This is a genomic window from Streptomyces sp. NPDC052043, from assembly GCF_044548235.1.
Taxonomy (GTDB): domain Bacteria; phylum Actinomycetota; class Actinomycetes; order Streptomycetales; family Streptomycetaceae; genus Streptomyces.
On the sequence record NZ_JBIUBT010000003.1, the window covers coordinates 197,620 to 222,115 of the forward strand.

The 24,496-nt window shown below is 67.9% G+C and carries 18 protein-coding genes; 9 read left to right on the plus strand and 9 right to left on the minus strand.

Annotation, left to right across the window (positions count from 1 at the left end; genetic code table 11):
* Positions 1–553: 553 nt before the first annotated feature.
* Together ACIHCX_RS08765 and ACIHCX_RS08770 are read right to left on the minus strand one after the other, a co-directional pair.
* On the minus strand, positions 554–2,119 hold the full coding sequence (locus tag ACIHCX_RS08765) for a TIGR04141 family sporadically distributed protein (protein WP_400027969.1): 1,566 nt from the start codon (positions 2,117–2,119) through the stop codon (positions 554–556).
* A complete protein-coding gene (locus ACIHCX_RS08770) occupies positions 2,116–3,207 on the minus strand; it encodes an integrase core domain-containing protein (RefSeq protein WP_400027971.1) in 1,092 nt (363 codons plus the stop codon). Before ACIHCX_RS08770 ends, ACIHCX_RS08765 begins: the two co-directional genes overlap by 4 nt.
* A 234-nt stretch (positions 3,208–3,441) precedes the next feature.
* Between ACIHCX_RS08770 and ACIHCX_RS08775 the strand changes: the two genes are divergently transcribed.
* Positions 3,442–3,717 carry a NucA/NucB deoxyribonuclease domain-containing protein gene (locus ACIHCX_RS08775; protein ID WP_400027973.1) on the plus strand — a complete coding sequence of 92 codons (276 nt, stop codon included), beginning with the start codon at positions 3,442–3,444 and terminating at the stop codon, positions 3,715–3,717.
* A gap of 108 nt (positions 3,718–3,825) precedes the next feature.
* Positions 3,826–4,425, plus strand: coding sequence for a hypothetical protein (locus tag ACIHCX_RS08780; protein ID WP_400027975.1), 600 nt, complete (start codon positions 3,826–3,828; stop codon positions 4,423–4,425).
* 82 nt (positions 4,426–4,507) lie between these two features.
* Here the strand turns inward: ACIHCX_RS08780 and ACIHCX_RS08785 are convergent, their stop codons facing one another.
* From ACIHCX_RS08785 to ACIHCX_RS08795, 3 genes are all read right to left on the minus strand, one after another.
* The gene (locus ACIHCX_RS08785; RefSeq protein ID WP_400027977.1) at positions 4,508–5,101 is read right to left on the minus strand and encodes a hypothetical protein; all 594 of its coding nucleotides are present in this window, start codon (positions 5,099–5,101) and stop codon (positions 4,508–4,510) included.
* Between the two features lie 293 nt (positions 5,102–5,394).
* Positions 5,395–6,510: an integrase core domain-containing protein gene (locus tag ACIHCX_RS08790; protein ID WP_400027979.1), complete on the minus strand. Its 1,116-nt coding sequence runs from the start codon at positions 6,508–6,510 to the stop codon at positions 5,395–5,397.
* Positions 6,511–6,883: 373 nt separating this feature from the next.
* A complete protein-coding gene (locus ACIHCX_RS08795) occupies positions 6,884–7,771 on the minus strand; it encodes a hypothetical protein (protein ID WP_400027981.1) in 888 nt (295 codons plus the stop codon).
* A gap of 675 nt (positions 7,772–8,446) precedes the next feature.
* Here ACIHCX_RS08795 and ACIHCX_RS08800 point away from each other — a divergent pair.
* Complete coding sequence (locus ACIHCX_RS08800) at positions 8,447–10,360, plus strand: LamG domain-containing protein (protein ID WP_400027983.1); 1,914 nt, start codon at positions 8,447–8,449, stop codon at positions 10,358–10,360.
* 873 nt (positions 10,361–11,233) lie between these two features.
* Here ACIHCX_RS08800 and ACIHCX_RS08805 read toward each other — a convergent pair.
* From ACIHCX_RS08805 to ACIHCX_RS08820, 4 genes are read right to left on the minus strand one after another with little or no spacing between them, the layout of a single operon-like run.
* The gene (locus ACIHCX_RS08805) at positions 11,234–12,934 is read right to left on the minus strand and encodes an ABC transporter family substrate-binding protein (RefSeq protein ID WP_400027985.1); all 1,701 of its coding nucleotides are present in this window, start codon (positions 12,932–12,934) and stop codon (positions 11,234–11,236) included.
* Between the two features lie 14 nt (positions 12,935–12,948).
* Positions 12,949–15,075: a dipeptide ABC transporter ATP-binding protein gene (locus ACIHCX_RS08810; RefSeq protein ID WP_400027986.1), complete on the minus strand. Its 2,127-nt coding sequence runs from the start codon at positions 15,073–15,075 to the stop codon at positions 12,949–12,951.
* Positions 15,072–16,028, minus strand: coding sequence for an ABC transporter permease (locus ACIHCX_RS08815; RefSeq protein WP_400027988.1), 957 nt, complete (start codon positions 16,026–16,028; stop codon positions 15,072–15,074). Before ACIHCX_RS08815 ends, ACIHCX_RS08810 begins: the two co-directional genes overlap by 4 nt.
* 1 nt (position 16,029) lies before the next feature.
* A complete protein-coding gene (locus ACIHCX_RS08820) occupies positions 16,030–17,013 on the minus strand; it encodes an ABC transporter permease (protein ID WP_400028663.1) in 984 nt (327 codons plus the stop codon).
* A gap of 715 nt (positions 17,014–17,728) precedes the next feature.
* On the opposite strand from ACIHCX_RS08820, the gene ACIHCX_RS08825 reads away from it, so the two are divergent.
* The 6 genes from ACIHCX_RS08825 (at position 17,729) to ACIHCX_RS08850 (ending at position 24,273) form a co-directional block, all read left to right on the plus strand.
* Positions 17,729–18,949, plus strand: coding sequence for a substrate-binding domain-containing protein (locus ACIHCX_RS08825; protein ID WP_400028664.1), 1,221 nt, complete (start codon positions 17,729–17,731; stop codon positions 18,947–18,949).
* Between the two features lie 4 nt (positions 18,950–18,953).
* Positions 18,954–19,766 carry an ABC transporter ATP-binding protein gene (locus ACIHCX_RS08830; RefSeq protein WP_400027990.1) on the plus strand — a complete coding sequence of 271 codons (813 nt, stop codon included), beginning with the start codon at positions 18,954–18,956 and terminating at the stop codon, positions 19,764–19,766.
* Entirely contained in the window at positions 19,763–20,590 is an 828-nt protein-coding gene (locus tag ACIHCX_RS08835) for an ABC transporter ATP-binding protein (protein WP_400027992.1), read from the plus strand. Before ACIHCX_RS08830 ends, ACIHCX_RS08835 begins: the two co-directional genes overlap by 4 nt.
* On the plus strand, positions 20,590–21,477 hold the full coding sequence (locus tag ACIHCX_RS08840; protein WP_400027994.1) for a branched-chain amino acid ABC transporter permease: 888 nt from the start codon (positions 20,590–20,592) through the stop codon (positions 21,475–21,477). The genes ACIHCX_RS08835 and ACIHCX_RS08840 overlap by 1 nt, the downstream gene beginning before the upstream one ends.
* On the plus strand, positions 21,474–22,607 hold the full coding sequence (locus ACIHCX_RS08845; RefSeq protein WP_400027996.1) for a branched-chain amino acid ABC transporter permease: 1,134 nt from the start codon (positions 21,474–21,476) through the stop codon (positions 22,605–22,607). The genes ACIHCX_RS08840 and ACIHCX_RS08845 overlap by 4 nt, the downstream gene beginning before the upstream one ends.
* Positions 22,608–22,797: 190 nt before the next feature.
* The gene (locus ACIHCX_RS08850) at positions 22,798–24,273 is read left to right on the plus strand and encodes a PHB depolymerase family esterase (RefSeq protein WP_400027997.1); all 1,476 of its coding nucleotides are present in this window, start codon (positions 22,798–22,800) and stop codon (positions 24,271–24,273) included.
* Positions 24,274–24,496: the final 223 nt, after the last annotated feature.

Consider the following 24,496-nt stretch of genomic DNA (forward strand, 5'->3'; position numbering starts at 1 on the left):
AGAGATGTCGGAAGTTTCCGCAGTTCAGGGGCTCTCTTCGGAGGGCCCCTGACGCGTGAGTGGGAGCAATCTGGGAGCGTTCGTCCGCTCCCCGTGCTCCCATCGCTCCCAGTCGCTGTTGGTGGCGTCAATCGATGTTGACCGGCTATCGCCCGATCCGGTCGAGACGGCCGTGCTCCCAGAGCGGCGGGCCTGCTGCTCCCAGCTTTTACTGGTCAAGGGGTCGGCTTGCTCCCAGTTCCTCGAAGGGGGTCGTGTGAATGGGCGGCCCCTTGTCCGATTTCGGTGTCCCTTGACTGCGAGGGCTTCATGTCTGGATGGCCGGTGCATCAAGATCTTGAACGCGATCGCCGGGGTCTGTGCAGGTCGGAGGGGTTGCGGCTGGGGTGCTGGGCGTCGTGTGCGTCCCCTTGTCGGCGTGGGAGCGGCGGTACGCGGCGATAGCGGGCTGTATGGAGCGGCGCTCGACCGGGCCGGGTCGCTGGTGATGACCACGGCCGTTTCATTTCGGTTAGCCAGGCTCCGTACAGGTTCGAATCCCTCCGGGGACTGATCAGGCAGCCGCGGGAAGATCGCTCACCTTGGTGCTGCTGGGGATTCCGACGACCTCCACGGTTACGCCCCGGGCCGCGAGCGCCTTCGCGGTCTGGGCGACGGTGATCTGGGAGAAGCCGAAGATCGACTCGGGAGTGAGCTCTTCACGGTTCTTGAGGAGGATGGCGAGAACCACGCGCTGAGGCGTGAAGTCCTCGGACAGCGTGTGCTTTCCCTCGCTCTCCTTGAGGACCTTCGCGGCGAACTGGGCCCGCGCGTCCGCCGACTCGTACAGCAGCTCTACCGCCACCCTGGCCTGGCTGAACAGGTGGCTCAGCGGGCTGGAGCTGCTGGCGCGCTTGACGAGGATGAGGGTGTTGTCGTCGGTGAGCACGTCGCAGATCTCGACCTGGTCGGTGCGGCGCAGGGGGTTGTTGACGTTCTTGGTGTCGAGGCAGACCCAGCCGTGGCTGTCGGCGATGGCCTTGTTGTATGTGTTCTCGGAGTCACCCTGCCGCCAGGCGGGGGCATCGAAGTACGGGATCGAGGGGAACAGTCCGGCCACGGTTGCGGCGGTCTCCTGCAGGTAAGCGGCCCCGATCTCGTACCACTCGCCGTCCATGAGGCAGAACCGGCGCGATCCCAGAGCCATCTCGGTCTCGAGCCAGTCCATGGCGCTGGTGACGGCGAGCACCTCGGAGGTCCCCGCATACCGGTCCCGCAGCAGCGTCACCGTGCCTTCCCGCAAGGCATTCAGGCGCCGGTTGGCGCGCGCGAGGCGGGCCCGGGTGAGCACGTAGTCGAGGTCGAAGGCGTCGGAGGCGAAGGCGTCCACGCTGTTGATCCTCGTGCGGTACGTGGTGGCCGTGGAGTAGGCGTCGTGGTGGTCGGAGGGGACGGAGACGGAGATCCGCCCGTCGGCGGGGCGGCCGAGCGCCTCATCGAGGGCCTGGTCGAGAGCGGCCACAGTAGGGCCGTCCTTGGCCGGCACGATGTGGTCGACGAATTCCAGCTCATGGTGCGGGGTGCGCTCACCGCAGGCCCTGGCGATCTCCCGGATGTCGGCGATCAGGTCGTGCGGTTCGATCCCGAGAGGCACCCGCAGACCGCACCCGCCGTGCGCGGTGAACGCCTTGCCGCGCGTGTAGCGGGAACGGGTCAGCGGGATGTCGTCGAGGTAACCGCCCAGACTGCGCACGATGCGCATGTGGTCCCGCAGGCCCAGCATCGGGACGGGGGCGCCGGTGGGGATCAGGGAGATGTCGGTGCGCGCCTGGCCGAGGGCCTTGGAGACGGCGCCGCGGATCAGGTTCGGGTCGATCTGCCGGATGGCGAAGGACAGGCCGAAGCGCTTGTCCTTCAAGCTCTCCGGGATCAGCCGGTACCCCTGGTCGCAGCCGACTGCGTACACCTCGTCGTCGACAGCGAGCAGCAGTACTGCGGCGGTCCGGCGCACGCTCTCCACCACGTGGATGCCGGTGGTGCGGAACATGTTGTCGCACCACGGCGCCTCGGAGCGCTCCATCCCGCAGGTGAAGTACACCGCCGGCACTGCGGGTGCCGAAAAATCATCCGGCCTGGTCATGCGGCATGTTGGTACTCGTGGAGGGTTCCGCGGAGTCGGTTTCGCCGACGGACGTTCAGGTTGCTGAGCTGTGCTGGAGGGGTGATCGGTTCGGGTAGTGGGCGCAGGGGTGCGGCTTGTCCCAGTGTTCGGTGTGGTCGGTGCTCGTTGTAGTGGGTCTCGAACGTGCGGAGCACGTAGAGGAGGTGGCTCTGGTTCCAGACGAGGATGCGGTCGAGGAGCTCTCTGCGGCAGGTCTGAATCCAGCGCTCGATGAGGGAGTTCATTCGGGGTATCCGGATGCCGGTAGTTGCGATCTCGATTCCGGCGTCGGTCATCAGGTCGTCGAAGGCGGCGGTGAACTTGGAGTCGCGGTCGCGGATGAGGAGCCTGGCTGTGCTGCCCGCGTCCTCGAGGTCCATGAGGAGGTTGCGTCCAAGCTGCACGATCCAGTCCGCGGTGGGGTGCGCGGTGGCGCCCAGGATCCTGACGCGCCTCGTGGCGTGTTCGATGACGGCGAAGGCGTACAGGCGTGCCCCGGCCAGCGTGCGGACCTCGAAGAGGTCGCAGGCGAGCAGGGCCTCGGCCTGGCTGCGCAGGAAGTCGGCCCAGTTCGTGCTCTGCCGCTCGGGCGCGGGCGGGATGCCGTGCTCGCGGAGGATCTCCCAGACGGTGGAGGCGGCGACCTCGATGCCGAGCGTGGCGAGTTCGCCGTGGATCCTGCGGTAGCCCCACGAGGGGTTTTCGCGGGCCAGGCGCAGGACCAAGGCGCGGATCGAGCGGACGGTGGGTGGGCGCCCGCGACGCTTCGGTGCGCAGGTCGCGGCATGGCGTTGCTTGAGCAGGTCGCGGTGCCACCGCAGGACCGTGTCCGGGCGGACCAGCAGCAGGAGACGCCGCAGCTTGTGCATCGGGAGGTGGTGGAGCAGGCCGGCGAGCACGGCGCGGTCGGTATTGGTGAAGACAGGCTTGCCGACCTGGCGTTGCAGGACCAGCAGTTGATGCCGGAGTGTGAGGATCTCGATGTTCTTCTCGTTGTCGCTGATCGGTAGGAGCCGCAGCAGCGCGAAGGTGTTGGTCGCGGCGAGGTAGGCCAGACGCAGCAGCACGACAGATCATGATGCCGCCGGTGCCTCGTGTAGATGAAGACCTCGGCGGGTGTCAGGCATGGTCAGGGACCGGCAATCAAGGCCGCGACCTGCACGGATGATTTATCGGCACCCGCAAGGCCAGACGCAGCAGCATGAGAGGTCATGATGCCGTTCGCACTGGGCCACGGGAAGACAAGGGGAACGGTTGGCGGCAATGCCATAGATTGACGATCAAGGCTGCGGCCTGGGCGGATGATTTATCGGCACCCGCAGAGTCGGAACAGAGAGCTCGCAGGGTGTAAGAAGCCCACATGGCAGGGGCCGCAGAGCTGCGACGAGTATCCGTTCGCCTCCACATTTGAGGGAGGTGTCGGCGCCCAGACGATGGGAGTTCCCTTGTCGGAGCAGCGTACGCAGTTCAAGGATCTCGGCAGCTTTATGGCGTCCAATAAGATTCAGAAGGGCGACCAGTTTCTGGTGACGGTGATCAACGTGCGCCAGGAATACGGTGTCTACATAGCGGGATAGAGATTTTCTGCTCCGCTTGAGCCCATTAAGGTGGAGCGGCCGGCCCGCGTTCGGCCGCTCCACTCGGATGTTTCCTTAATCGAAGTGACAGAAGGAGATGTAAGCATAATGAGTAGGTTCGAATGGTTTTATGGCTTGGAGCAAGATTATTTGTATCCCACTATTTCTGTCATTGAGGGACCCGTGCGGGAAGAAGTGATGCGGGTTTTGGGGGTGCAGGGCAATGAAAGCGAGAGGTTGAATGCCCGGGAAGCTCTTGAGAGTGTGACGCGGGACGTTGAATTGATTGGGTTGGGTGAGGATAGTGGACTACTCTTCACTGTTGAGTCGAACGGTTCGACGTTGGCGGTTCCCGGTGTGCTGCGGAAAATCTCACGGAAGGGGCGATGTGTAAGCGTAAGCTTCAGCAGTGAGGGTGTTCACAGCTTCCACTATGCCGTGAATGGGGAATTGGTTGCCTACGAATTCGATGCCCAAGATGCAATGGCTCCGCTGCGTGTCGCAGACCCTCGATGGAATCTTGGGTGGTCCGAAGTGCCGGCCGGTTTCGGTGGTGAAGATATGAGGCGGGGTGTACACCTGCTTGCTCTTGTCGAGCAGATCACAGGCCTGGCTTCGAAGGAGTGCTGGCTGAGAGAGCGGCTTCAGATGCTATCCGTTGCGTCCTCCATTCGTTTCCAGGATACACCGGCTTGGGATATCCCATAATTTTCCGCGGCGCTGTCCAGTATTGGCGCTCGATTCTTCAGCGGTCGTGAGTGGATGACTGTCACGGCAGCTGTAGTTCTGGTCATGGCTGGTCCTGGAGAGTGTGTCGGTGCTGGTGGCAGGCTTGTGCAATGGCTTGGTGGTGGTGGCGGCAGGCCATCCAGTGCAGGACGTGTTCCGGGTTCCGGACTGGTGCGGTGAGGACGAACGCCCGTAGGAGTCGGACAAGTTCGGGGCAGGTCAACGGGACGAGACGGGCCGTTCCGGCAGAGCCGACCGTGGTCGTGGCAGCAACGGTCAGAGCGAGGACGGCGGACGCGATCAATGAGAACAGTGACCAGCGCATCCACGAGTTCCAGCAGGTCACCTGCCCTTCACCCAGGCCGGTGAAGGTCTTGCCGAGCTGAAAAGTCTCCTCGATCCGCCACCGTCGGCAGATCACCTCCACCAGCTGGGCGAGGGTGACATCTTCGGGCGCCCAGCAGTGGAAGAAGGAGATCTCGCCGGTGTAGCGGTGTCGGCGGGCGACCAGGACGCTGGTGCCGTCGTCCTGGTGCCCGTCGGAGGTGTCGTCCGCGCGGACGTCGAGCCAGGCCCAGTCGTACTCGCGGGTGCCCTTCGTCCCGCGTCCGGTCTGGAGGCGCATCCACTGGCCGGGCAGCACCTTGTTGATCATCTGGCGGGCCTTCCATCTGCGGCCCGCTCAATGCGATGCGGCCAGTTCTCACGCACCGCCTCATCTCGGTCGACGACTTCCCAGCACGCGGTCATGCTCATCGACATGCTCAACCAGTTCACTCACGGCCGCGTCTGCTCGGCTCTGCCTGGGTCGACGGCGGATGGGATGGGAGCTCCCCGCGCACGCAACAACGGTGCCCTTGCCGAATACTTCATCCATGCAGGTGGGAGCGGGTTTGGGTTGTGCGTGCCGAGAATTACGTCCGCGCTGGTTAGGCGGCGTGTTGGTACTCATGGAGGATGCCGCCGAGCCGGTCGTGTCGGCGTACGTCGAGGTGAGTGATGTGATCTGGTTCGGTGATCGGTTCGGGCAGGGAGCGGAGGGGGGCCGTAGCGTGCAGTGATCGGTGGGTGCGGTGCTCGTTGTAGTGCCGTTCGTACTCGCGCAGCGCGTGGCGTAGGTGGTGTTCGTTCCATATCAGAGGACGTCGCGGCGCTGGATCCGTTGCGCGGGGGAGGGGACAACGTCCGGGTCGTCGCCTGGCGCGGGAACTGCAGGGCCCGGTGTGGCCTCCCGGTGTTGTAGTGCTCCGCGTACTCGGCGAGGACGCGGCGCGCGTGCTGCTCGTTGTAGATCAGCAACCGGTCGGTGCGCTCGGCCCGCGCTGTGCGGATGAACCGTTCGATGTGGGCGTTCATCCTCGGTGCCTGCGGCGCCGTCTTGAGGATCTCGATGCCGTCGGCGGCGAAGACGGCATCGAACGCCTCGGTGTAGCGGCTGTCGCGGTCGCGCAGCAGGTAGCGGAAGCCCGAGGACCTTTCCCCCAGGTCGGCCAGAAGGTTTCTCGCGAGCTGGGTGGCCCAGGCCGCGGTCGGGTGGGCGGTGACGCCCAGGAGGTGCACGGTGCGGGTGCCGACCTCCATGACCGCGAAGGCATACAGCCTGGTCAACGCCACGGTGTCCACGTGGAAGAAGTCAGCGGCGAGCAGGCCGGAGGACTGGGAGCGCAGGAACTGACGCCAGGTCGGAGCGGTGTCGCCGCGTCGGGGTGCCGGGCCCAGGCCGGCGCCCCGCAGGACACGCCGGACCGTCGAGGCACCCACGCGGTGGCCCAGGCGCCGCAGTTCGCCCTGGATGCGGGTCGAGCCCCAGATGGGATTCTCGCGGGCCAGGTCCAGGATGAGGGCGCTGAGCTCCTCGGAGATCGGCGGCCGACCGATACGCACGGGTTTCTGCTTCCACTTCCAGCGGAGCAGTCGGCGGTGCCAGGTGAGGAGCGTGCCGGGGGTGACCAGGCGGTGGCGGCGTAGCCGCGTCGGCAGGTGCCGGGCGAGCGGCGAGCACGACACGGTCCGGCCACGCCAGGCGCGGCGGGCGAGCACCGAGCTGGCGGCGCAGCACAGCATTCTTGTGGCGCAGCGCGAGCAGCTCGACTTCCGTGTCTTCCTCCGAGTGGGAGAGCAGCAGGAGCAGACCGAGGAGCCTCAGGAAGACCAGGTAGAGCACGCGCAACGCCATGCGAGCCGAGCCTGCCCTGATTGACGGACCCTGCAAAACCCCCTGTCAAAGAGACGACGCGACTTCTGGCACCCCACAGGCGGAACGCCCGATCTGGCGGCCAACCGCTGCAAGGGAGGTACGCACGACGGGGAGCAGATCGACTAAACCCCACAAGGCGCCCCGCAGCCACGAGCCGTGGTGCGCTCCCGCGCGAGCGTGCCGGGAGAGTCGTAGGGACTGCTGCTTAACGATCCAAGGCCCCTGGCAGTTGTCTTCGACTCATCGGAGGAAGAAGCCCGGCTCCCTCACGGTCACTGTGGACGCCAGGGCGCGCAGTTCGCCGTCAGTGACGTGCGTTCCGTACGAAGCGAGTACGGCCACGGCATCATCCCGGCGCACGAAGTAGAAGACCGAGTGCTGTTTCACGGTGCGCCAGGTGTTGGGGGCCACCGGCTTGCATGGCATGTGGTAAAAGGGGCCGCTATCGCCGTGCGCCTCGCAGACCGGTGGGTGGAAGCCGGGCTCCATCGGTGCCACGGACACATGGACTGCCCAGCCATTCGGATCGTTGGCGTCGACGCCGGGCCGCTCGGGCCACAGGCGGTAGACGAGCTCATGACCGTATCGAGTGGCCCACGGATGGTCGAGGCGGTAGCCGGTGACGTCGGGCGCAAGCAGGGGGACACCAGCATCCACGAGCTCACTGCGCTTGCTCGCTTCAGTGCGGTGGTCACCCACGAGCCCCGAAAGCGGCCACAACAGAGCAAGAGCGACAAGTAGTGCGATCCGGGGTTGCCAGAGGAGGGGACGAGGCGCGGTCAGGGCGGCGGCCAGCGCGAACAGGGCGGCCGAGGCCAGCGGGGAAACCGCTGTCGGGAGGCTCCCGGCGAGCGCCCGATCGCTCAGCTCGGCCCCGAACCAGACGAGAAGGCCGGCGAGCACAGCTACCCGCCAGGCTGGCCGGACGCCCGCCAGGCGCAGCAGCAGCCAGCTCGCCAGGAAGCCGAACACCGTTGCTGCTCCGAGTAGCAGAAGCGCCGACCCCAGGCAGTCCCACTCCTGCCGACCGCACGGGAGGAGTTCGTCCAGGGTCCATTCGGAAAGAGCGGCGGCAAGCGCCGTCAAAGCGGCGCCGAGCCCGGCGCCGACCGCGGACGACCTGGCCACACGGGTTCCCAGGAACGAGCGCCACCAGGCGGGCCCCCGATTCCCTCCGGCTTGTACCGCTGTCATTTTCTCCGCCGTCCCCTCTGCGAGCCTGACCCGGAGGCCGATCATGGCTGCGCGAGAGAGAGCGTGACATGAGTACGCGTACTCAACCGGCCCGGGTGCTTGTTACCTTGACCCGGTGACCGGCCGTTATGGCGGTGCCTGGCGACGGACGCTGAGAGCTTTGGTGCGCCGGGCTCATGCGCTCTCGGCTGGCCCTGAGAGGCGTTCAGCTCAGGCCGCTGTGGTATCTGCCCGAGTCAACTCCTCCTCGTTGTAGGTGTGAAGACGACTCTCCGCTTGCTGCGGGCCCAGGCCGCGCGCGCTGCTTCACCACGCCCAACTCGGAAAACAGCCCTGTTGTTCCAGCGTGAAATTTTTATTCCATACCGCACGATTGAAGGGCCGAGGCGGCTCATTGGTGGCCAGATATTCACTCGGAGTTCTAACTGTTGGAGGTTTGGCGGTGATTTCTCGGAGTTGCAACGCCTTGTTGTCTGCCGACCGTTGACCGTGGTTGATCAACCTTGCTTGAATCGGCGCGATCATGGCCGAGTGTGATTGAAAAGTGACGTAATGGGGTGGGTTATGACACGCCGTCAAGTTGGCGTCCGAAGATTCCCTGCACGTGGTGTGGCCGCGCTGGCAGTGCTGACGGCCCTGTTGGCGGGTCTCCCGCTGCTGGGTGTCGACGCAAGCGCTGCGTACGCGGATTCCGGGAATTCCGAGGCGTGGGCGGCTGCGAAGAAGGCAGCCGAGACCGGTGAGCGTGTGGGGGTCTCGGGGGAGCGCACAGTCGTGGGTGCCACGGCGCCCAGAGCTCCGAAGATCACCTTCGGTGGTCCGTACTCGCCGTGCACGGCGAACGCCTGTGCGGCGGCCGGAGGTCCGGGCGTCGCGGGTCAGTTCACCTTCTCCCCGGCGGCGGGGGACAACAACAACGTCGCCTACCAGTACAAGCTTTCCTCGTCGTCGGTTTGGTCCTCGGCGCTGTCGGGTTCGACGGTGCAGGCGCAGATCACTCCGCAGCTCGCGGGTACCCAGCAGTTGCAGGTCCGGGCGAAGGACCTGGCGAACAGGTGGGGTGCGGCGGCGGCTGTGGAGTTCGAGGTCGCCGAGGGGCAGACGGCCGTGGGCCGCTGGCACTTCGACGATGCGAAGCCGAACTCCGGGGTGACCAAGGCCGCGGACACGGCGACGGAAGGGGTGCGTCACCCGGCGACGCTGTACACGGCGGGGGCGGATTGGTCCGGCTTGGGGCGCCGCGGTGACGGAGACTACTCCTTGTGGTTGAACGACACGTCCAACGCCTTGCAGCAGAGCGGGTATGCGGCCACGGATCAGCCCGCGATCAACACCAAGTCGTCGTTCACGGTTTCGGCCTGGGCCTATGCGACGGACGACTCGGCGTACCGGACGGTCATGTCGGAGTTCGGGAGCGACGGCTCGGGCTTCTCCCTGTACTACTCGTCGGGGGTTCAGCGATGGGTGTTCGTGTGGTCCTGGTACGAGAACGGTGTGCACAAGTACCAAGCGGTCGACGCGGCCGCGGCGGGAATACCGCTGAAGACGTGGACGCATCTGGCGGCCGTGTACGACGCCTCGTCGTCGACCCGCACGATCAGCCTCTATGTGAACGGTCGGATCCAAGGGTCGCCTGTTGATCTCCCCAGTGGCTCGGACATGAAGATCAGCGATGGGGCGCTGCAGTTCGGCCGGGAGGCCTACCCCGCGGGCGGGGATCGATACTGGAAGGGCCGGGTGGACGAGGTCGCGGTCTGGCAGCGGCCTCTGACTGCGGACGAGATCGCTACGGAGGCCCGGCTGTTCAACGCTGACGGTACCTCTGCCGTCGAACTGGTCGCGGCCTGGGACCCGGCGGGGAAGTCCGGGACCACTCTGGCGGACACCGTCTCCGGTTACGGGCGGTCCCTTGCGCTGTCGGGTGGGGCGTCGCTGGACGGTACGAGCCTCGTGCTGGACGGAAAGGACGGGGCGGCTGTGACCGCAGGTCCTGTCGTGGACGCCACGGGTTCGTTCACGGTGAGCACCGAGGTCGCGCTGGACAGCAAGGCGCTGCTGAGCAAGCCTGACGGCTACACGGCACAGGTGCTGGGGCAGCGTGCGCCCGACGGATCCGCGTGGGGCCTTTGGTACCAGCGTACGGGCGTGGAGACCACGCTAGACGACGACTTCAATCAGGTGACGGTTCCGGCCGGCTTCTGGAAGTTCGGGCGGATGGAGGCCGACGGGATGTTCACGGGGGTGCAGTCCGATGAGACGGCCGCGCTGGACACGCCGGTGCGGATCACCGGCGACTTTGACGGCCCCTCCAGCGTGATCCGGCTCTTCCTGGACATCAACCAGAACGACGCGGGCGCCGAGTTCCCGGCGATGATGGGGCCAGGCGACTTCGCTGTCGGCAAGGGTTACGCGGCTGGAGACACGAACTGGGCCCACTATCTGCCGGGCAAGATCACTGACATCCGGATCTGGGCAGGTACGGCGGCGAGTCACGACCAGTTGAGCCACATGCTCGGCCTATAGGCGCGCGAGGTCCGGGGCCGGACGACGCCTGTTCGGCCCCGGGCTGCGAACTTCGTTCCGGCTAAACAGTTGTCGCCGTGCAGGCACAGCGGGCGCGGGCCGAGCAGTACCGCGCGTGGCCAGCGGCAGACGTCAAATCCGGGTATGTGGCTGCCCGTGAGGCGGCTCTGACGGTGGGTGGGCTTTTCCTCTGCGGTGCGGGGCCGGGGTGCTGCCCCCACGGGTGAGGTGCGGATCGAGGTTCTGGGACAGGAGCAGCCAGGCCTCCGGTAACCAGGGCGGCTGCGTCACCCGCTCCACCGGAGCCGCCAACGGTGCGGCTGGCGGCGGGTACTGGACCGCGACCACGGGTGACTGCACCGAGTGCGTCTTCGGGCTGAACACGCTCGAGGGTGCGGGCAGCGAGCACACCAACCCGGTGTGGACCGTCCCGGTCGGGCCTGGCGGTGGAGCCTGTCGCTCCAGTAACCGCGTGCGACACCCTTGCTGCGCGTTACTGCCGTCAAGCGCGTTGGGCGACCCCTCTAGGAGCAGAAGGAGAACCAACGGTGCATGAACGGGCAATGACTGCGCCCTGGGGCGCGCTACGGCGGTACAAGTCTTCAAACCAAGATCGACCGCACTGCTGGGGGTCAAGGGGTCGCAGGTTCAAATCCTGTCGTCCCGACTCGTGAGAGTCGCAGGTCGAAGGCCGCTTTCGGAGCAATCCGGAAGCGGCCTTCGATCATTCTTGGGGACCAGTGGCACCAGTTGTGTCCACTGGACGTCAACGGCGCCCGTCACCTGCCGTCACCACCGACCAGGTAACAGAGCCCAGTACGGGCCGGGGGCTCCGCCGCGTCGATGCTGCGGCGGAGCCCCCGGCGGTGCGGCTTACTTCTGCCAGCCGATCAGCTCGGGCCGGCCGAGGTTGCCGTAGCTGCCGTAGAACTGGGCCGCCCCGTAGTTGGCGAGACCCTTCTTGACGGCCCAGATGGTGGGGCCGTTGTGGATCGGCATGATGCCGTAGGTCTTCATGGCTTCCAGCTCGACCTTGTTGCCGGCGTCGAGCTGCTCGTCCAACGTCGGCAGGTTGGTGACGGCGTTGGTCTCCTTGTCCATGCTCTTCGGCACCGAGCGGGAGACGTTGAGAGTGGAGTCGGAGCAGTACATCTGGCAGATGTAGAGCATGCCGTTCGGGTCGCTCGAGATGAAGCCCATCCCGAAGATGTCGAAGGCGCGCTCGGTGAACACCTTGTTGAAGTCGGCGGAGGGGCGAGCCTCGATGTTCAGCTTGACGCCGATGTTCTTCATCATCTGGGCGATGGCGGTGGCACGGGCCTTGACGGTGGAGCTGTCACCGATGGTGGGGAAGGTCAGTTCCAGCTTCTTGCCGTCCTTGGCACGCACACCGTCGGAGCCGACCTTCCAGCCCGCGGCATCCAGTTCCTTCTTCGCGGTGGCGGCATCGAACTTCACGAGCTTGCCGAAGTTGTCCTGGTACCCCTTCTGGAAGGGGAAGAGAGTGAAGGATCCAGGCAGGGGCTCGGTGTAGCCGAGTCCCTGGAACGTGATCTTCGCGAGTTGGGAACGGTCGATTCCCTCCATCAGAGCCTTGCGCACCGCCGGGTCCTTCAACTGAGGCGAGGTGCTGTTGAAGACCAGGAGGTTGTTGGCGGTGGTGGTGCCGCGGCGAAGCTCGGTCCCCTTCACCGACTTCACCTGGTTGAGTTCCTCGGCGTTGCCTGCCTGCACCGCGTCGATCTGGCCGTTCTTGAAGGCGTTGAGACTGGCGCTGACCTCCATCTGTACGAAGGTGAGCTCGTCCAGATGCGGCTTGGCACCCCACCACTTGGGGTTGGGCTTGTAGGAGACGGTGCCGCCCTTGGCGTCGAACTTGGAGATGGTGTAAGGGCCGGCACCCCACTCCGCGTGCGGGTTGTTCACGTAGGCCTTGTTGAAGGCCTCGGCCTTGGCGATGTGCGGGTTGACGAGCTCGTAGAAGAGGGACTTCCAGTACACGAACGGGCCGTCGAAGGTGACGATCGCCTGCTTGGCGTCCTTGCCCTTCTTGACCGAGGCGATGCTGGAGTAGCCGTCGGTGGAGCTGACGTCGTACGCCTTGTCCTTCCCGTTGAGCGCGTGCCAGGTGTCCCGGAACGTCGTCCAGTCCATGTCCTGGCCGTCGTTCCACTTGGCCTTCGGGTTGATGTCGTACGTGACCTGAGTCTTGCCGTCCACCGTCGTCTGCTGGACGTCGGTGAGGTAGTCCTCGTTGAAGGTGATGTTGCCCTTGGGGTCGTTGAAGGACAGCTGCGGCGTGTAGAACCACGCGAGCTTCGCTGTGTACAGCGATGCGTTGCCCTGCATGTGGTTGAGCTGATCGGGAATCTCCACGATGGGAAGCGTCAGCTTGCCCCCCTGCTTCAGGTTGCTCGCAGGCTGGGGGTTGTACGCGGTCAGCACCTCGTTCTCCGAGGTGGCGCCCTTGGACTTCTTCTGCCCGGAGTCGTCGGTGCCACCACCGCCGCACCCGGAGAGGACGAGGGAAGCGGTGGCGGCGAACGCCAACCCGCTCAGAGTAATTCTTCTCATGACAGCCTTTCAGCTTAGTTGTCGACAGATGTGGTCGTGTCCGCGAAATGGCATGCGTCGCGGTGGTCCGGGTCTCCCCTCCCGGTGAGCTGCGGAGTGACTCCGAGACACTGCTTCTTCTGCGGCTCCGACAGCGTCAAGTGGAGCGGACACCTGGTGACGAACCGGCAACCCGGCTGATCGTCGGTCGGACTGGGAAGGTCGCCCTTGAGCAGGACTCGTTCCCGGGTGCGTTCCGCGACCGGATCGGGCAGGGGAATCGCGGAGAGGAGCGCCTTGGTGTAAGGGTGCCTGGGGTCGTCGAAGAGGGAGTCGGTGGTGCCGATCTCGACGATCCGCCCCAGGTACATCACCGCCACGCGGTCGGAGATGTGGCGCACCACCGACAGGTCGTGGGCGACGAGGAGGTAGGACAGGCCCAGCTCGGCCTTGAGGTCGTTGAGCAGGTTGATGACGCCGGCCTGCACCGAGACGTCGAGAGCCGAGACCGGCTCGTCGAGAACGAGCAGCTGCGGCTTCGTGGCGAGCGCCCGGGCGATGCCGATGCGCTGCCGCTGCCCGCCGGAGAAGGCCGCGGGGAAGCGGTCGCGGTGCTCGGGGTCGAGTCCCACGAGTTCCATGAGCTCCGCCACCTGGGTGGCGAGCACCTTCTTGTCGCGTTCACCGACCGCGCGGAGGGGTTCCGCGAGGATGTCGAAGACCGTCATGCGGGGGTCCAGTGCCCCCATGGGGTCCTGGAACATCATCTGGATGTTGCGGCGGACGGAGCTGATGTCCTGCTTCCGCTTCAGGTTCGCCGTGTCCTGGCCGCAGACGGTGATGCTGCCCTGCTCGGGCGGCTTCAGCCCCATGATCTCCAGCAGTGTGGTGGTCTTGCCGCACCCCGACTCGCCGACGAGTCCGAGCGTCTCTCCCTCGCGGATGTCCAGGTCGATGCCGTTGACGGCGAAGACGGTGCCCACCTTGCGTTTGAGCAGGCCACCCTTGGTGAGCGGGAAGGTCTTGGTGACACCGGAGAGTTCCAGGACCTTCGGCCGGTCCTCGCGGGGGACGGCCGTGGCCCGATTTTCCCTGGCGACCGGGACGGGGTAGATCGGCTCGCCGCCGATGGCGCCGTCGTCGATCTCCGCGGCTCGCCGGCAGGCGGCCGAGTGCTCCTCGCCGGTGTCGTCCTCGGCGACCGCCAGCAGGGGCGGTTCGGCCTCCCGGCAGGCGTCCTGCACCACGGGGCAACGAGCCGCGAAGGGGCAGGCGTCGGGAAGGTCCACCAGGAGCGGCGGAGTCCCCGGGACCGGGGTCAGGGCGTTTCTGGCGCGGTCGTCCAGTCGGGGAATCGCACTCATCAGGCCGATGGTGTACGGCATGCGCGGTCGCGCGAAGAGTTCCTCCACCCCGGCACGCTCGACCGGCCGACCGGCGTACATCACCATGACGTCGTCGGCCGAGCCGGCCACCACCCCGAGGTCGTGGGTGATCATGATGACCGCGGCCCCGGTCTCGCGCTGGGCGGTCTTGAGGACGTCGAGGATCTGCGCCTGCACGGTGACGTCGAGAGCGGTCGTCGGCTCGTCGGCGATGATCAGGTCGGGGTCGTTCGCGATCGCCATGGCGATGACGGCCCGCTGCCGCATACCGCCCGAGAACTCGTGCGGGAACCCCTTGGCGCGGCGGTCGGGGTTGGGGATGCCGACCAGGTCCAGCAGCTCGACGGCCCGTTTCCAGGCGGCCGCGGACGAGATGTCCTGGTGGATCTGGAGGGCCTCGACGATCTGGGCTCCGATGCTGAAGATCGGAGTGAGCGACGAGAGCGGGTCCTGGAAGATCATGCCGATGTGCTGACCGCGCACCTTCGACATCTGTCGGTCGTCGAGGTCGAGGAGGTTCTTCCCGCCGAGCGTGATCTCGCCGCTGACCGCGGCGTAGTCGGGCAGCAGCCCCATGACGGCCATGGACGTGACGGACTTGCCCGACCCCGATTCGCCCACGATGCCCAGGGTCTTGCCGCGGTGCAGGTCGAAGGAGACGCCGCGGACGGCTTCCACCCGGCCTGCCTCCGACGGGAAGGCCACCTTCAGGTCACGCACGGACAGCAGGGGCTGCTGGGTGTCGGGCTTGGGCGTGACAGCGCGCTGCTCGATCATGCGCGGCCTCCAGACTGCGAGGTGGGGTCGAGGGCGTCCCGCAGACCGTCGCCGATCAGCGCCATCGCCACGGTGAGCAGCACCACCATGGCTGCGGGCAGGTAGAACAGCCAGGGAGCGGTGGACAGGGTGTTCTGCCCGTCGGCGAGCATGGAACCCAGCGACACGTCGGGCTGCTTGACGCCAAAACCGATGAAGGAGAGCGCCGTCTCGGCCTGCACGGTCGAGGCGACCCCGAGGGTGAACGTCACGATGAGCAAGGACCCGATGTTCGGCACCAGGTGGCGGACGATGGTGCGCATCGGGCTGACGCCCATGAAGCGGGCCGCCGTCACGTACTCGCGCTCCCGCAGGGAGGTGGCCAGGGACCAGATCACGCGGGCTGTGAGCATCCAGCCGAACAGCGTGAGGACCACGACCAGAACCTGCCAGTCGCCGCGGTAGTGCGTACCGACCAGGGCGATGATGAGGAACGAGGGCAGGATGAGCAGGAAGTGCACAAGACCGAGCATCGCCCGCTCGACCTTGCCGCCGAAGTAGGCGGCGGTGGTGCCGAACAGTCCGGCGATGGCGGTGGTCAGCAGCGACACCGCCACGGCGATGATCAGCGATCTGCCGAGGCCGTGCACGAGCTGGGCGTAGACGTCGTTGCCCGCGCCGTTGGTGCCCAGCAGGTGGCCGTCGACCCCGGGGGCGACGGAGAGGGCGGTGAAGTCCGCCTCCATGTGGTCCCAGTGGGTCAGGTACCGGCCGAACACCGAGAAGAACACGAGGAGGGCGAAGAGGACCAGACCGCCGAGCGCCGGCTTGTTGCGCGCGAAGCGTCGCATGTAGAGCCTGGACGGGGAGAGGCGCTTGCCGCCGGGGCCGGCCTTCCCCAGTTCGCGCGCTTCAGCCTCGTCGGGGTGCGTCTCTGCGGCGTCGGGTCCGACACCGGGCATGTTGATGGCCACGTCAGCTCACCCTGATCCTGGGGTCGAGGGCCACGATGACGAGGTCGGCCAGAATCGCGCCGATGGCCGTCATGAGGGCACCGAAGGCTGCGACAGCGACGACGCCGTGCACGTCGTTCGTGCTGATGGTCTTGGTGAAGTACTCACCCATTCCGTGCCAGGCGAAGACCGTCTCCGTGATCACCGCGCCGGTGAACAGCGCCGGCATCGCGAACGCGACCTGAGTGGCGACGGGGATGATCGAAGTCCGCAGCCCGTGCCGGTAGATGGCCTGCTTCCGCGTCAACCCCTTGGCCCGTGCGGTACGGACGTAGTCGGAGTTGATGTGATCCAGCAGCAGCGATCGCTGCAACAGGTGGTATCCGGCGTAGGAGATGAACGTGAGCGAGATCGTGGGCAGGATCGCGTGCGTCGCCCTGGACCCGAAGACCGCCCAGAACCCGGTGACTTCGGGACTCTGCGCTCCGGCGACAGGCAGCAGCGTGCTGCCCAGGGCCTGGTTCAGCGCGATGGCCGCGAGTACCACAGCAAGGGAAGCCACCGCGGACGGCGTGTTGAAGGAGAGCACGGAGATCCCCTGCCACACCCGGTCGGCGGCCTTGTACTGGCGCGACGCGGTGTAGACGCCCAGCCCGACGCCGATGACGATGGACAGGATCGTCGCGCCCAGGACCAGCTGGCCACTGACGAAAATCCGATAGGCGACCTGGTCGTTGACGCTGCCCCCGGTCGGCGACTGGCCCCAATCGAAGTGAGTCACGATCTGGGAAATCCAGTGCCACCACCGATCCACGATCGGTTTGTCTGGATTGAGATTGTAAAGCGCCAGCGAATGGTTGATCTGGGCTGGAGTTCGAGGCGGTCGCAACGCGGTGTAGTTCGACGCAGGCTTGAGGAATGCGTTAGCGAGGAAGTACGTGAGGTTGGTCGCGATGGCGATCATCAAAAACCAGCCGACTGCTTTGCGGGCGATGTAACGCAGCACTGTGAGCCGGCCTTTCGTGATGTGGAGCGTATCGGCCCGCAAATCCAGTGAGTGGCTGGACACTTGGCCGCGTTGACCGGGCACCGGGTCGCGAGCGCTCGGACAGGACGTGCGGATCCTCGGGGGTCAGAAAATGATTGGCGCGAAGCTGCTTTGGTGTACGAGCCTGGGGTGTGCTGACCAAGCTGCACGAGTGGGTGAAGCAGGAGTGAGCAGAGCGCCGGACATGAAGCGACAACCTCGTGTGGGAGTAAGCCAGTTCAAGGCAGCCGCGTGATCCAGCAGCGCCGCTGCTGACGATTTCAACTGCCCGTATGGCACGTCAAGGCTGGTCAGGTCGCGATCCGATTAAGCCGAAGCCGCATATCACCTTTTTTTGCGACAGTTTTCAACATCGCGGCGGACGTGCGATGAACGGGAGCGCTCGGCTGAGGGGCTCTCGTGGGTCCGGGGCGCAGGATCAATGCGCGGAGGGAGCGGATCGTGGGCGGGCGCCCGCGGCGCTTCGACCATGTGTGCCGAGGACATGCCTGGCCGCCCAGGAGCGGTGGTTGACCACATGTCATACGGGCCGTGGCGCTCCTATCGTTCCGGCAACTCATCACCGCGATTCCGCCACCGCGCCTACGAGCGCCGTTCTCAGCAGAAGACGGCGCCCGGCGATGGCGGGCGGGCGACACACCGTCAGGAGCCGGTCATCATGCGTCCCAGCGTCATGGACACCGTCAGAAGCAGAACCGTCCGCGCACTCACCCTGATCGCCATCGGGGCCCTGGTCACGGGCTGCTCCGCGGCGGGCACCGCCGGCACCGCGTCCTCCAGCTCCGGCAGCAAGGACTCCGCTCCCGTGAAGGTGGGCCTCGTCTACTCCCGCAGCGGACTGCTCGCCGCCTACGGCAAACAGTACGAGGAGGGCTTCAAGGCGGGCCTGGCCTACGCCACGCACGGGACCAACAAGGCAGGCGGCCACCCGATCGAGGTCACCGAGCAGGACGACGCGGGCGACCCGGCGAAGGCCGTCGCCGCCACCAAGACCCTCGTCGGCAAGGGCTACAAGATCATCACCGGCACCACGGACTCCGGTGTGGCCCTGCAGATGGCACCACTGGCCGCGCAGAACAAGGTGCTGTACGTCGCCGGCCCCGCCGCCACCGACGCGGTCACCGGCGTCAACGGCTACACCTTCCGCTCCGGACGGCAGTCCTACCAGGACATCCTCGCCGCCGGCACACTCCTCGGCGACGCCAAGGGCAAGAAGGTCACCGTGCTCGCCCAGAACTCCGCGTTCGGGCAGGCCAACGTGGCCGCGGTGAAGGCCGTCCTGGGCGGCAAGGGCGCGAAGGTCGACTCCGTGCTGGCCCCGCCGAGCGCCACCGACCTCACCCCCTTCGCCCGCCAGACCAGGGCCGCCAAGCCGGACCTGGTGTTCGTCGCGTGGGCCGGCGCCACCGCCCCCGCCCTGTGGACCGCCCTGGACCAGCAGGGTGTACTGGACGCCGGCAAGGTCGTCACCGGACTGGCCGGGACCGCCTCGTACCCGATCTTCGGCAAGGCGGGCTCCAAGGTCTCCTTCCTCGCGCACTACTTCCCGGGCGCCGGCGGCGACAACCCGGTGGAGAAGGCGATGCTCGACGGCATCAACAAGGACGGCGGCACCCCCGACCTGTTCAGCCCCGACGGCTTCACCGCCGCACAGATGATCGTGCACGCGATCGAAGCCGGCAGCGCCACCGACACCGACGCCATGGTCAAGGCGCTGGAGGGCTGGAACTTCGACGGGCCCAAGGGCAAGGAGCAGATCCGCGCCGAGGACCACGCCCTGCTGCAGCCGATGTTCACAGCCAGGCTGAAGGGGAACGGCAGCGCCGCCCGGCCCGAGCTGATCGACAGCATCCCGATGGCGGCGGTCGCGCCTCCGGTGAAGGCGGCGGGCTGACAACATGACCTCCTCGGACACGACGCGACCGAGCGCCGTGCGGGGTCCGGGCGTCGGGGAGGCGGGCACCTCCCCGACCCCTGTCCTCCGGCTGCGTGACATCGGCTGGACGGTCGGCGGCGCGACCATCGTCGACTCCGTCTCCTTCGACGTCCACGAAGGCGAGTTCCTGGCCTTCATCGGCCCCAACGGCGCGGGCAAGACATCCCTGTTCAACCTGGTCAGCGGGATCACCCGGGCCTCCCGGGGCACGATCGGGCTCGACGGCGCCGACGTCACCGCGGAGGCCGCCTACGCACGGGCCCGGCGCGGACTCGGGCGCACCTTCCAGACCTCCAGTCTGTGGCCGGGCATGACGGTCGCCGACCATGTGCGGCTGGCGGCCCAGGCCGCCGGCGGAGGCTCCTACCGGGTCTGGCGCCGCGCCGACAGCTACCCGGAGCAGGTCGCCCGGGTACTGGAGCGCACCGAGCTCGCACACCGCGCCGACACCTGCGCCGACTCCCTCTCGCACGGAGAGAAACGCAAGCTCGAACTCGCCGTTCTGCTCGTCGGCGATCCCCGGCTGATGCTGCTGGACGAGCCGATGGCGGGCGTGAGCGCCGAGGAGGTGCCCGCACTGACCGAGCTCATCCGCTCGCTGCACCGCGAAGAGGGCCGCACCGTGCTCATGGTCGAGCACCACATGGACGTGCTCCTGGGCCTGGCCGACCGGCTCGCCGTGATGCACCACGGCACGCTGCTGGCCCTGGACACCCCGGGGGCCGTCATGGCCGACGCCACCGTTCAGCAGGCCTACCTGGGGGAGGAGCTGTGAGCACCCTGCCCGATCCCCTGCTGACGGTGCGTGACCTGAAGGTCGTCATCGGCGGCCGGCACATCCTGCACGGCGTCGACCTCGAGGTCGCCGCCTCCGGGACCACCGCCCTGCTGGGCCGCAACGGCGCCGGCAAGACCACCACCGTGCGCGGCATCCTCGGTCTCGTCCCACGCACCGGCAGCGTGCTGCTGGGCGGCGAGGAGACGGTACGGCTGGCCACCCACGCCCTGGTCCGCCGCGGTGTCGGCTACGCCCCCGAGGACCGGGGCGTCTTCGCCGCCCTCACCGTGGCCGAGAACCTCCGGCTGGCCGAGCGTCCCGGCGCCGGCGAACCGGCGTACGACCTGGTGTACGAACTCTTCCCGGAGCTCAGGCAGCGCGCCCGGCAGGCCGCCGGCACCCTGTCCGGCGGCCAGCAGCAGATGGTCGCCATCGCCCGCACCCTGCTCAACGGCAACCGGCTGATCATCGCCGACGAGCCGACCAAGGGCCTGGCACCCAAGGTCGTCACCGAGGTCGCCCGGGTGCTGGAGCGCGCCGCCGAGGCGGTGCCCGTCCTGCTGGTGGAGCAGAACCTCGCCCTGGTGCGCCGCCTCGCCCGGCACTGCGCCGTACTCGCCGACGGCCGCACCGCGCACCAGGGCCCCGCAGCCGAGCTGCTCGCCGACGCCGACGCGGCCCGCCGGCTGCTCGGTGTCGGGCGGGCGCGCCACGGGGGCACCGGCACCCCGTCCGCCGGCACACCCGACGGCGCGTCCCCCGGCACCCCCGCCCGCACCGCGGCCCACCCCGCCGCCCCGACCGCGGAGGCAGACGCCTGATGTCCACCGTCGTTCTGCTCACCCTCACCGGACTCGGCCTGGGCGCGCTGTACTTCCTGGTCGCCTCCGGTCTCTCGCTGATCTTCGGGCTGATGGACGTGCTCAACTTCGCGCACGGCGCCCTGATGTCCATCGGCGCGTACGCCACCTGGTGGGCCGCCTCCGGTCACCTGCCCGGCGCCGGATCAGGGGGCGCCGGCTTCGCCCTCGCGGTCGTCTTCGGCACGGCGGTGGGCACCGCCGCCGCGGTGCTGCTCGAACTCGCCGTCATCCGCCCGCTCTACACGCGCCCGCGCGAGCAGATCCTCGCCACCGTCGGCGTGGGCCTGGCCGTCCCTGCGCTGCTGTCCGCGATCTGGGGCGCCGACGCCCGGCCCTTTCCCGGACCCGAGGCGCTGTCCGGCACCTTCGGGCTGCTGGGCGCCGAGGTGCCGCTCAACCGCCTGGTGCTGATCGCCGCCGCCGTGGCGGTGCTGGCCGCACTCCACCTTTTCCTCGGCCGCACCCGGCACGGTCTGGTCGTCCGCGCGGGCGTCGAGGACCGGGCCATGGTCACTGCGCTCGGCATCGACGTGCGCAAGGCCTTCACCCTGGTCTTCGCCATCGGCGGGGCGGCCGCGGCCCTCGGCGGTGCGCTCGGCGGCCTCTACTTCGGCTCGGTCGACCCGGCCCAGGGCACCTCGCTGCTCATCTTCGCCTTCGTGGTCGTCGTGATGGGCGGCATGGGCTCGCTCACCGGCGCCGCGCTGGCGTCGGTCGCGGTGGGCCTCGTCCAGCAGTTCGCCAACTACTACACCACCGCCGGGCTCGGCGACCTCGCCGTCGTCGTCCTGCTCGCCGCCCTGCTGCTGGTCCGGCCGCGTGGGCTCACCGGGAGGCTCGCATGACCACCGCCACCCAGCCGCGCGGCGAGGCCCGCACGGCGGACCACCCCCGCGCGGCCCGCGCCGGGCAGCTGCGCCGCGCCGCCCGCTGGTGGCCGGCCCTGCTGCTGGTGGTGCTCTTCACCGTCCCCTACAGCGCGCTGCCCCTGCCGGGCCTGCTCGACGGCCCGATCGGCAGCCCCGGCAACCTCCAACTGCTCGCCCTGTGCCTGCTCTTCGGGGGCCTGGCCACCGGCTACGACCTGCTGCTGGGCCGCACCGGCCTGCTGTCCTTCGGCCACGCGCTCTACTTCGCCGCGGGCACGTACGTCACCAACGCCATCATGCTGGAGGCGGGCCTGCCGTTCGCCGTCTCCGCGCTGCTCGGTCTGCTCTTTGGAGTCGCGCTGTCCGCCCTGCTGGGCGCGGTCAGCCTGCGCGTGAGCGGCATCGGGTTCTCCATGGTCACCCTCGCCTTCGCACAGGCCGGGTCGATCCTCGTACAGCGCGACCCGGGTGGCATCACCGGCGGCGAGGAGGGCAGGGCCGCCCCCACCGACCAGCTGCCCGCCTCGCTGGTCGGCATCGAACACACCGCCAACCTGTACTGGCTCGCGCTCGCCTACCTCGTCGTGGTGGTGTGCGCCGTCCAGTGGGCGGTCCGTTCACCCATCGGCCGGGTCTGGGAGGGCATCAAGGAGAACGAACGCCGCGTGGAGGTGCTGGGGCTGCGGCCGTACGGCTTCAAACTGGCCGCGTTCGTCCTGGCCGGCGGCCTGGCCGCGCTCGGAGGCATCGTCTACCTCCTGCTGACCGGCGGCGCCACCCCGCAGACCACCACCTCCGACTTCACCCTGTCCCTCCTGGTGATGGTGGTGCTCGGCGGCTCCGGCACCCGCTGGGGCCCCCTGCTCGGCGGCATCCTCTACACCTGGGCCGACCACCGGCTCGGCGACCTGGCCGACTCCGGCGCGGTCGCCGGTCTGCCTGCCGTGGTCCGGGTGCCGCTCTCCCAGCCGTTGTTCCTGCTCGGCGCGCTGTTCGTCGCGGTGATCTACCTGCTGCCCGGCGGCGTCGTACGGCTGCCCGCGCGGCTGCGCGCCGCCCGCGCCTCCCGCGTCGCCACCAGCCACCAGGAGGCCTCCCAGCCGTGAGCCGCACTCCGCACAGCCGCACGACGGCCCGTCAGGACACCGCTGCCCCGCATGTCGGCCGACCGGCGCACCCCCGGGCCGTACCGGTCGGACCTCTGCGGACACGTACGGACCCGCGACATGAGAGCGCAGGGCACCGCGTCTCGTCCGCACTCCTGTTCCCCCCACCGCCACCGACTGGAGGCCCTCCATGCACTGCTCGATACGCAGACTCCTCAGGCGCGGCGTTCTGGCCGCCACGATCGGCGCCCTGGCCGCGGCCCTGACCGCTGTCACCCCGCTCGCCCCGACCGCCGAGGCTGCCGGCACCCTCCAGCAGGTCGCGAGCTTCGGCTCCAACCCCGGCAACCTCGCGATGTACGAGTACGCGCCCGTGAACCTCCCCGCGAACGCGCCGCTGGTCGTGGCTCTGCACGGCTGCAGCCAGTCGGCGAGCGACTACCACGCGCACTCCGGCTGGCAGAAGTTCGCCGACCAGTGGGGCTTCGCCGTGGTCTACCCGCAGACCAGCGCGGCCAACAACCTCCTGTCCTGCTTCAGCTGGTTCGACCCCGCCAAGGACACCCGTGGCAAGGGCGAGGCGGCCTCGGTCGCGCAGATGGTCGACACCGCCGCGGCACAGTACGGCTCGGACCGCGGCCGGATCTTCGTGACCGGCCTGTCCGCCGGCGGCGGCATGGCCGCCGACCTGCTCGCCGACTACCCCGACGTGTTCGCCGGCGGCGCCCTCGACTCCGGACTCCCCGCACAGTGCGCCACCACACAGGCCGCCGCGTCCGGCTGCCAGTACAGCAACCAGAACCTCACCCCGAAGCAGTGGGGCGACAAGGTGCGCAACTCCTACCCGGGGTACACCGGTCCGTGGCCGCGGGTCGCGATCTGGCAGGGAACCTCCGACACCACCGTCGCCCCGGTCAACGGCACCGAGCTGCGTGACCAGTGGACCGACGTCTGGGGCATCGGCCAGACGGCCTCCAGCACCCTGAACCTGACCGGCGGAACCACCGAGAGCATCTACAACGACTCCGCAGGCAAGCCCGCCGTCGCCCTCTTCTCGGTCTCCGGCATGGGCCACGGCCTCGCCGTGAACCCCGGTTCGGGCGCCGACCAGTGCGGCAGCACCGGGGCCTACTACCTCAACGCCATCTGCTCCAGCTACCACACCGCGACGTTCTGGGGTCTGGACGGGTCCGGCGGCGACGACGGCAGCGGCCCCGGCAGCGGCGCCCTGCCCGCGCCGTCCGGAGTGGCGGTCACCAGTACCACCGACACCGGCGCGTCGCTGTCCTGGACCGCCGTCAGCGGTGCCGCCTCGTACACCGTCTACCGCGACGGCACCAAGGTCGGCGCTCCGACGGGCACCTCGTACACCGACACCGGCCTGTCCGCCGGCACCTCCTACCGCTACACCGTCGCCGCGGTCGACTCCACCGGAGTCGTCGGTGCCTCCTCCGCACCGGTCACCGCGACCACGACCGGCGCCGCGCCCAAGTGCTACACCGCCAACAACTACAACCAGGTCGCGGCCGGTCGCGCCCACCAGAGCCTCGGCTACACGTACGCCAACGGCTCCGACCAGAACATGGGCCTGTACAACGTCGCCATCACCCACACCCTGAAGGAGACCTCCCCCGGCTACTTCGTCATCGCCGATTCCGGCTGCTGAACGCGAGGCAGGGGCCGGCTCCCGCCGGCCCCGCACCCCGCTGGTCATCGAGGATGTGTACGTCCGGCGTAGTAGTCATCATGCCTCCCCCCGAGGGAGGACAGCGGTCCTGCCGTGGGCGATCCTGTGGCGTGTGACAGCTGATCTCAGCGGAGTCGGTGATGCCCCACCAGCGTCCACCGCGCCAACACCCCCTGCCGATCCCGCGGCTCGGCCGCGCCGT

What these genes read in the sequence shown, in the direction of transcription:
- ACIHCX_RS08765 (WP_400027969.1), bottom strand. Translation starts at nt 2,119, where the DNA reads ATGACCAGGCCGGATGATTTTTCGGCACCCGCAGTGCCGGCGGTGTAC.
- ACIHCX_RS08775 (WP_400027973.1), top strand. Translation starts at nt 3,442, where the DNA reads ATGATTTATCGGCACCCGCAGAGTCGGAACAGAGAGCTCGCAGGGTGT.
- ACIHCX_RS08780 (WP_400027975.1), top strand. Translation starts at nt 3,826, where the DNA reads ATGAGTAGGTTCGAATGGTTTTATGGCTTGGAGCAAGATTATTTGTAT.
- ACIHCX_RS08785 (WP_400027977.1), bottom strand. Translation starts at nt 5,101, where the DNA reads ATGATCAACAAGGTGCTGCCCGGCCAGTGGATGCGCCTCCAGACCGGA.
- ACIHCX_RS08790 (WP_400027979.1), bottom strand. Translation starts at nt 6,510, where the DNA reads ATGCTGTGCTGCGCCGCCAGCTCGGTGCTCGCCCGCCGCGCCTGGCGT.
- ACIHCX_RS08805 (WP_400027985.1), bottom strand. Translation starts at nt 12,934, where the DNA reads ATGAGAAGAATTACTCTGAGCGGGTTGGCGTTCGCCGCCACCGCTTCC.
- ACIHCX_RS08810 (WP_400027986.1), bottom strand. Translation starts at nt 15,075, where the DNA reads ATGATCGAGCAGCGCGCTGTCACGCCCAAGCCCGACACCCAGCAGCCC.
- ACIHCX_RS08825 (WP_400028664.1), top strand. Translation starts at nt 17,729, where the DNA reads ATGGACACCGTCAGAAGCAGAACCGTCCGCGCACTCACCCTGATCGCC.
- ACIHCX_RS08830 (WP_400027990.1), top strand. Translation starts at nt 18,954, where the DNA reads ATGACCTCCTCGGACACGACGCGACCGAGCGCCGTGCGGGGTCCGGGC.
- ACIHCX_RS08840 (WP_400027994.1), top strand. Translation starts at nt 20,590, where the DNA reads ATGTCCACCGTCGTTCTGCTCACCCTCACCGGACTCGGCCTGGGCGCG.
- ACIHCX_RS08845 (WP_400027996.1), top strand. Translation starts at nt 21,474, where the DNA reads ATGACCACCGCCACCCAGCCGCGCGGCGAGGCCCGCACGGCGGACCAC.
- ACIHCX_RS08850 (WP_400027997.1), top strand. Translation starts at nt 22,798, where the DNA reads ATGCACTGCTCGATACGCAGACTCCTCAGGCGCGGCGTTCTGGCCGCC.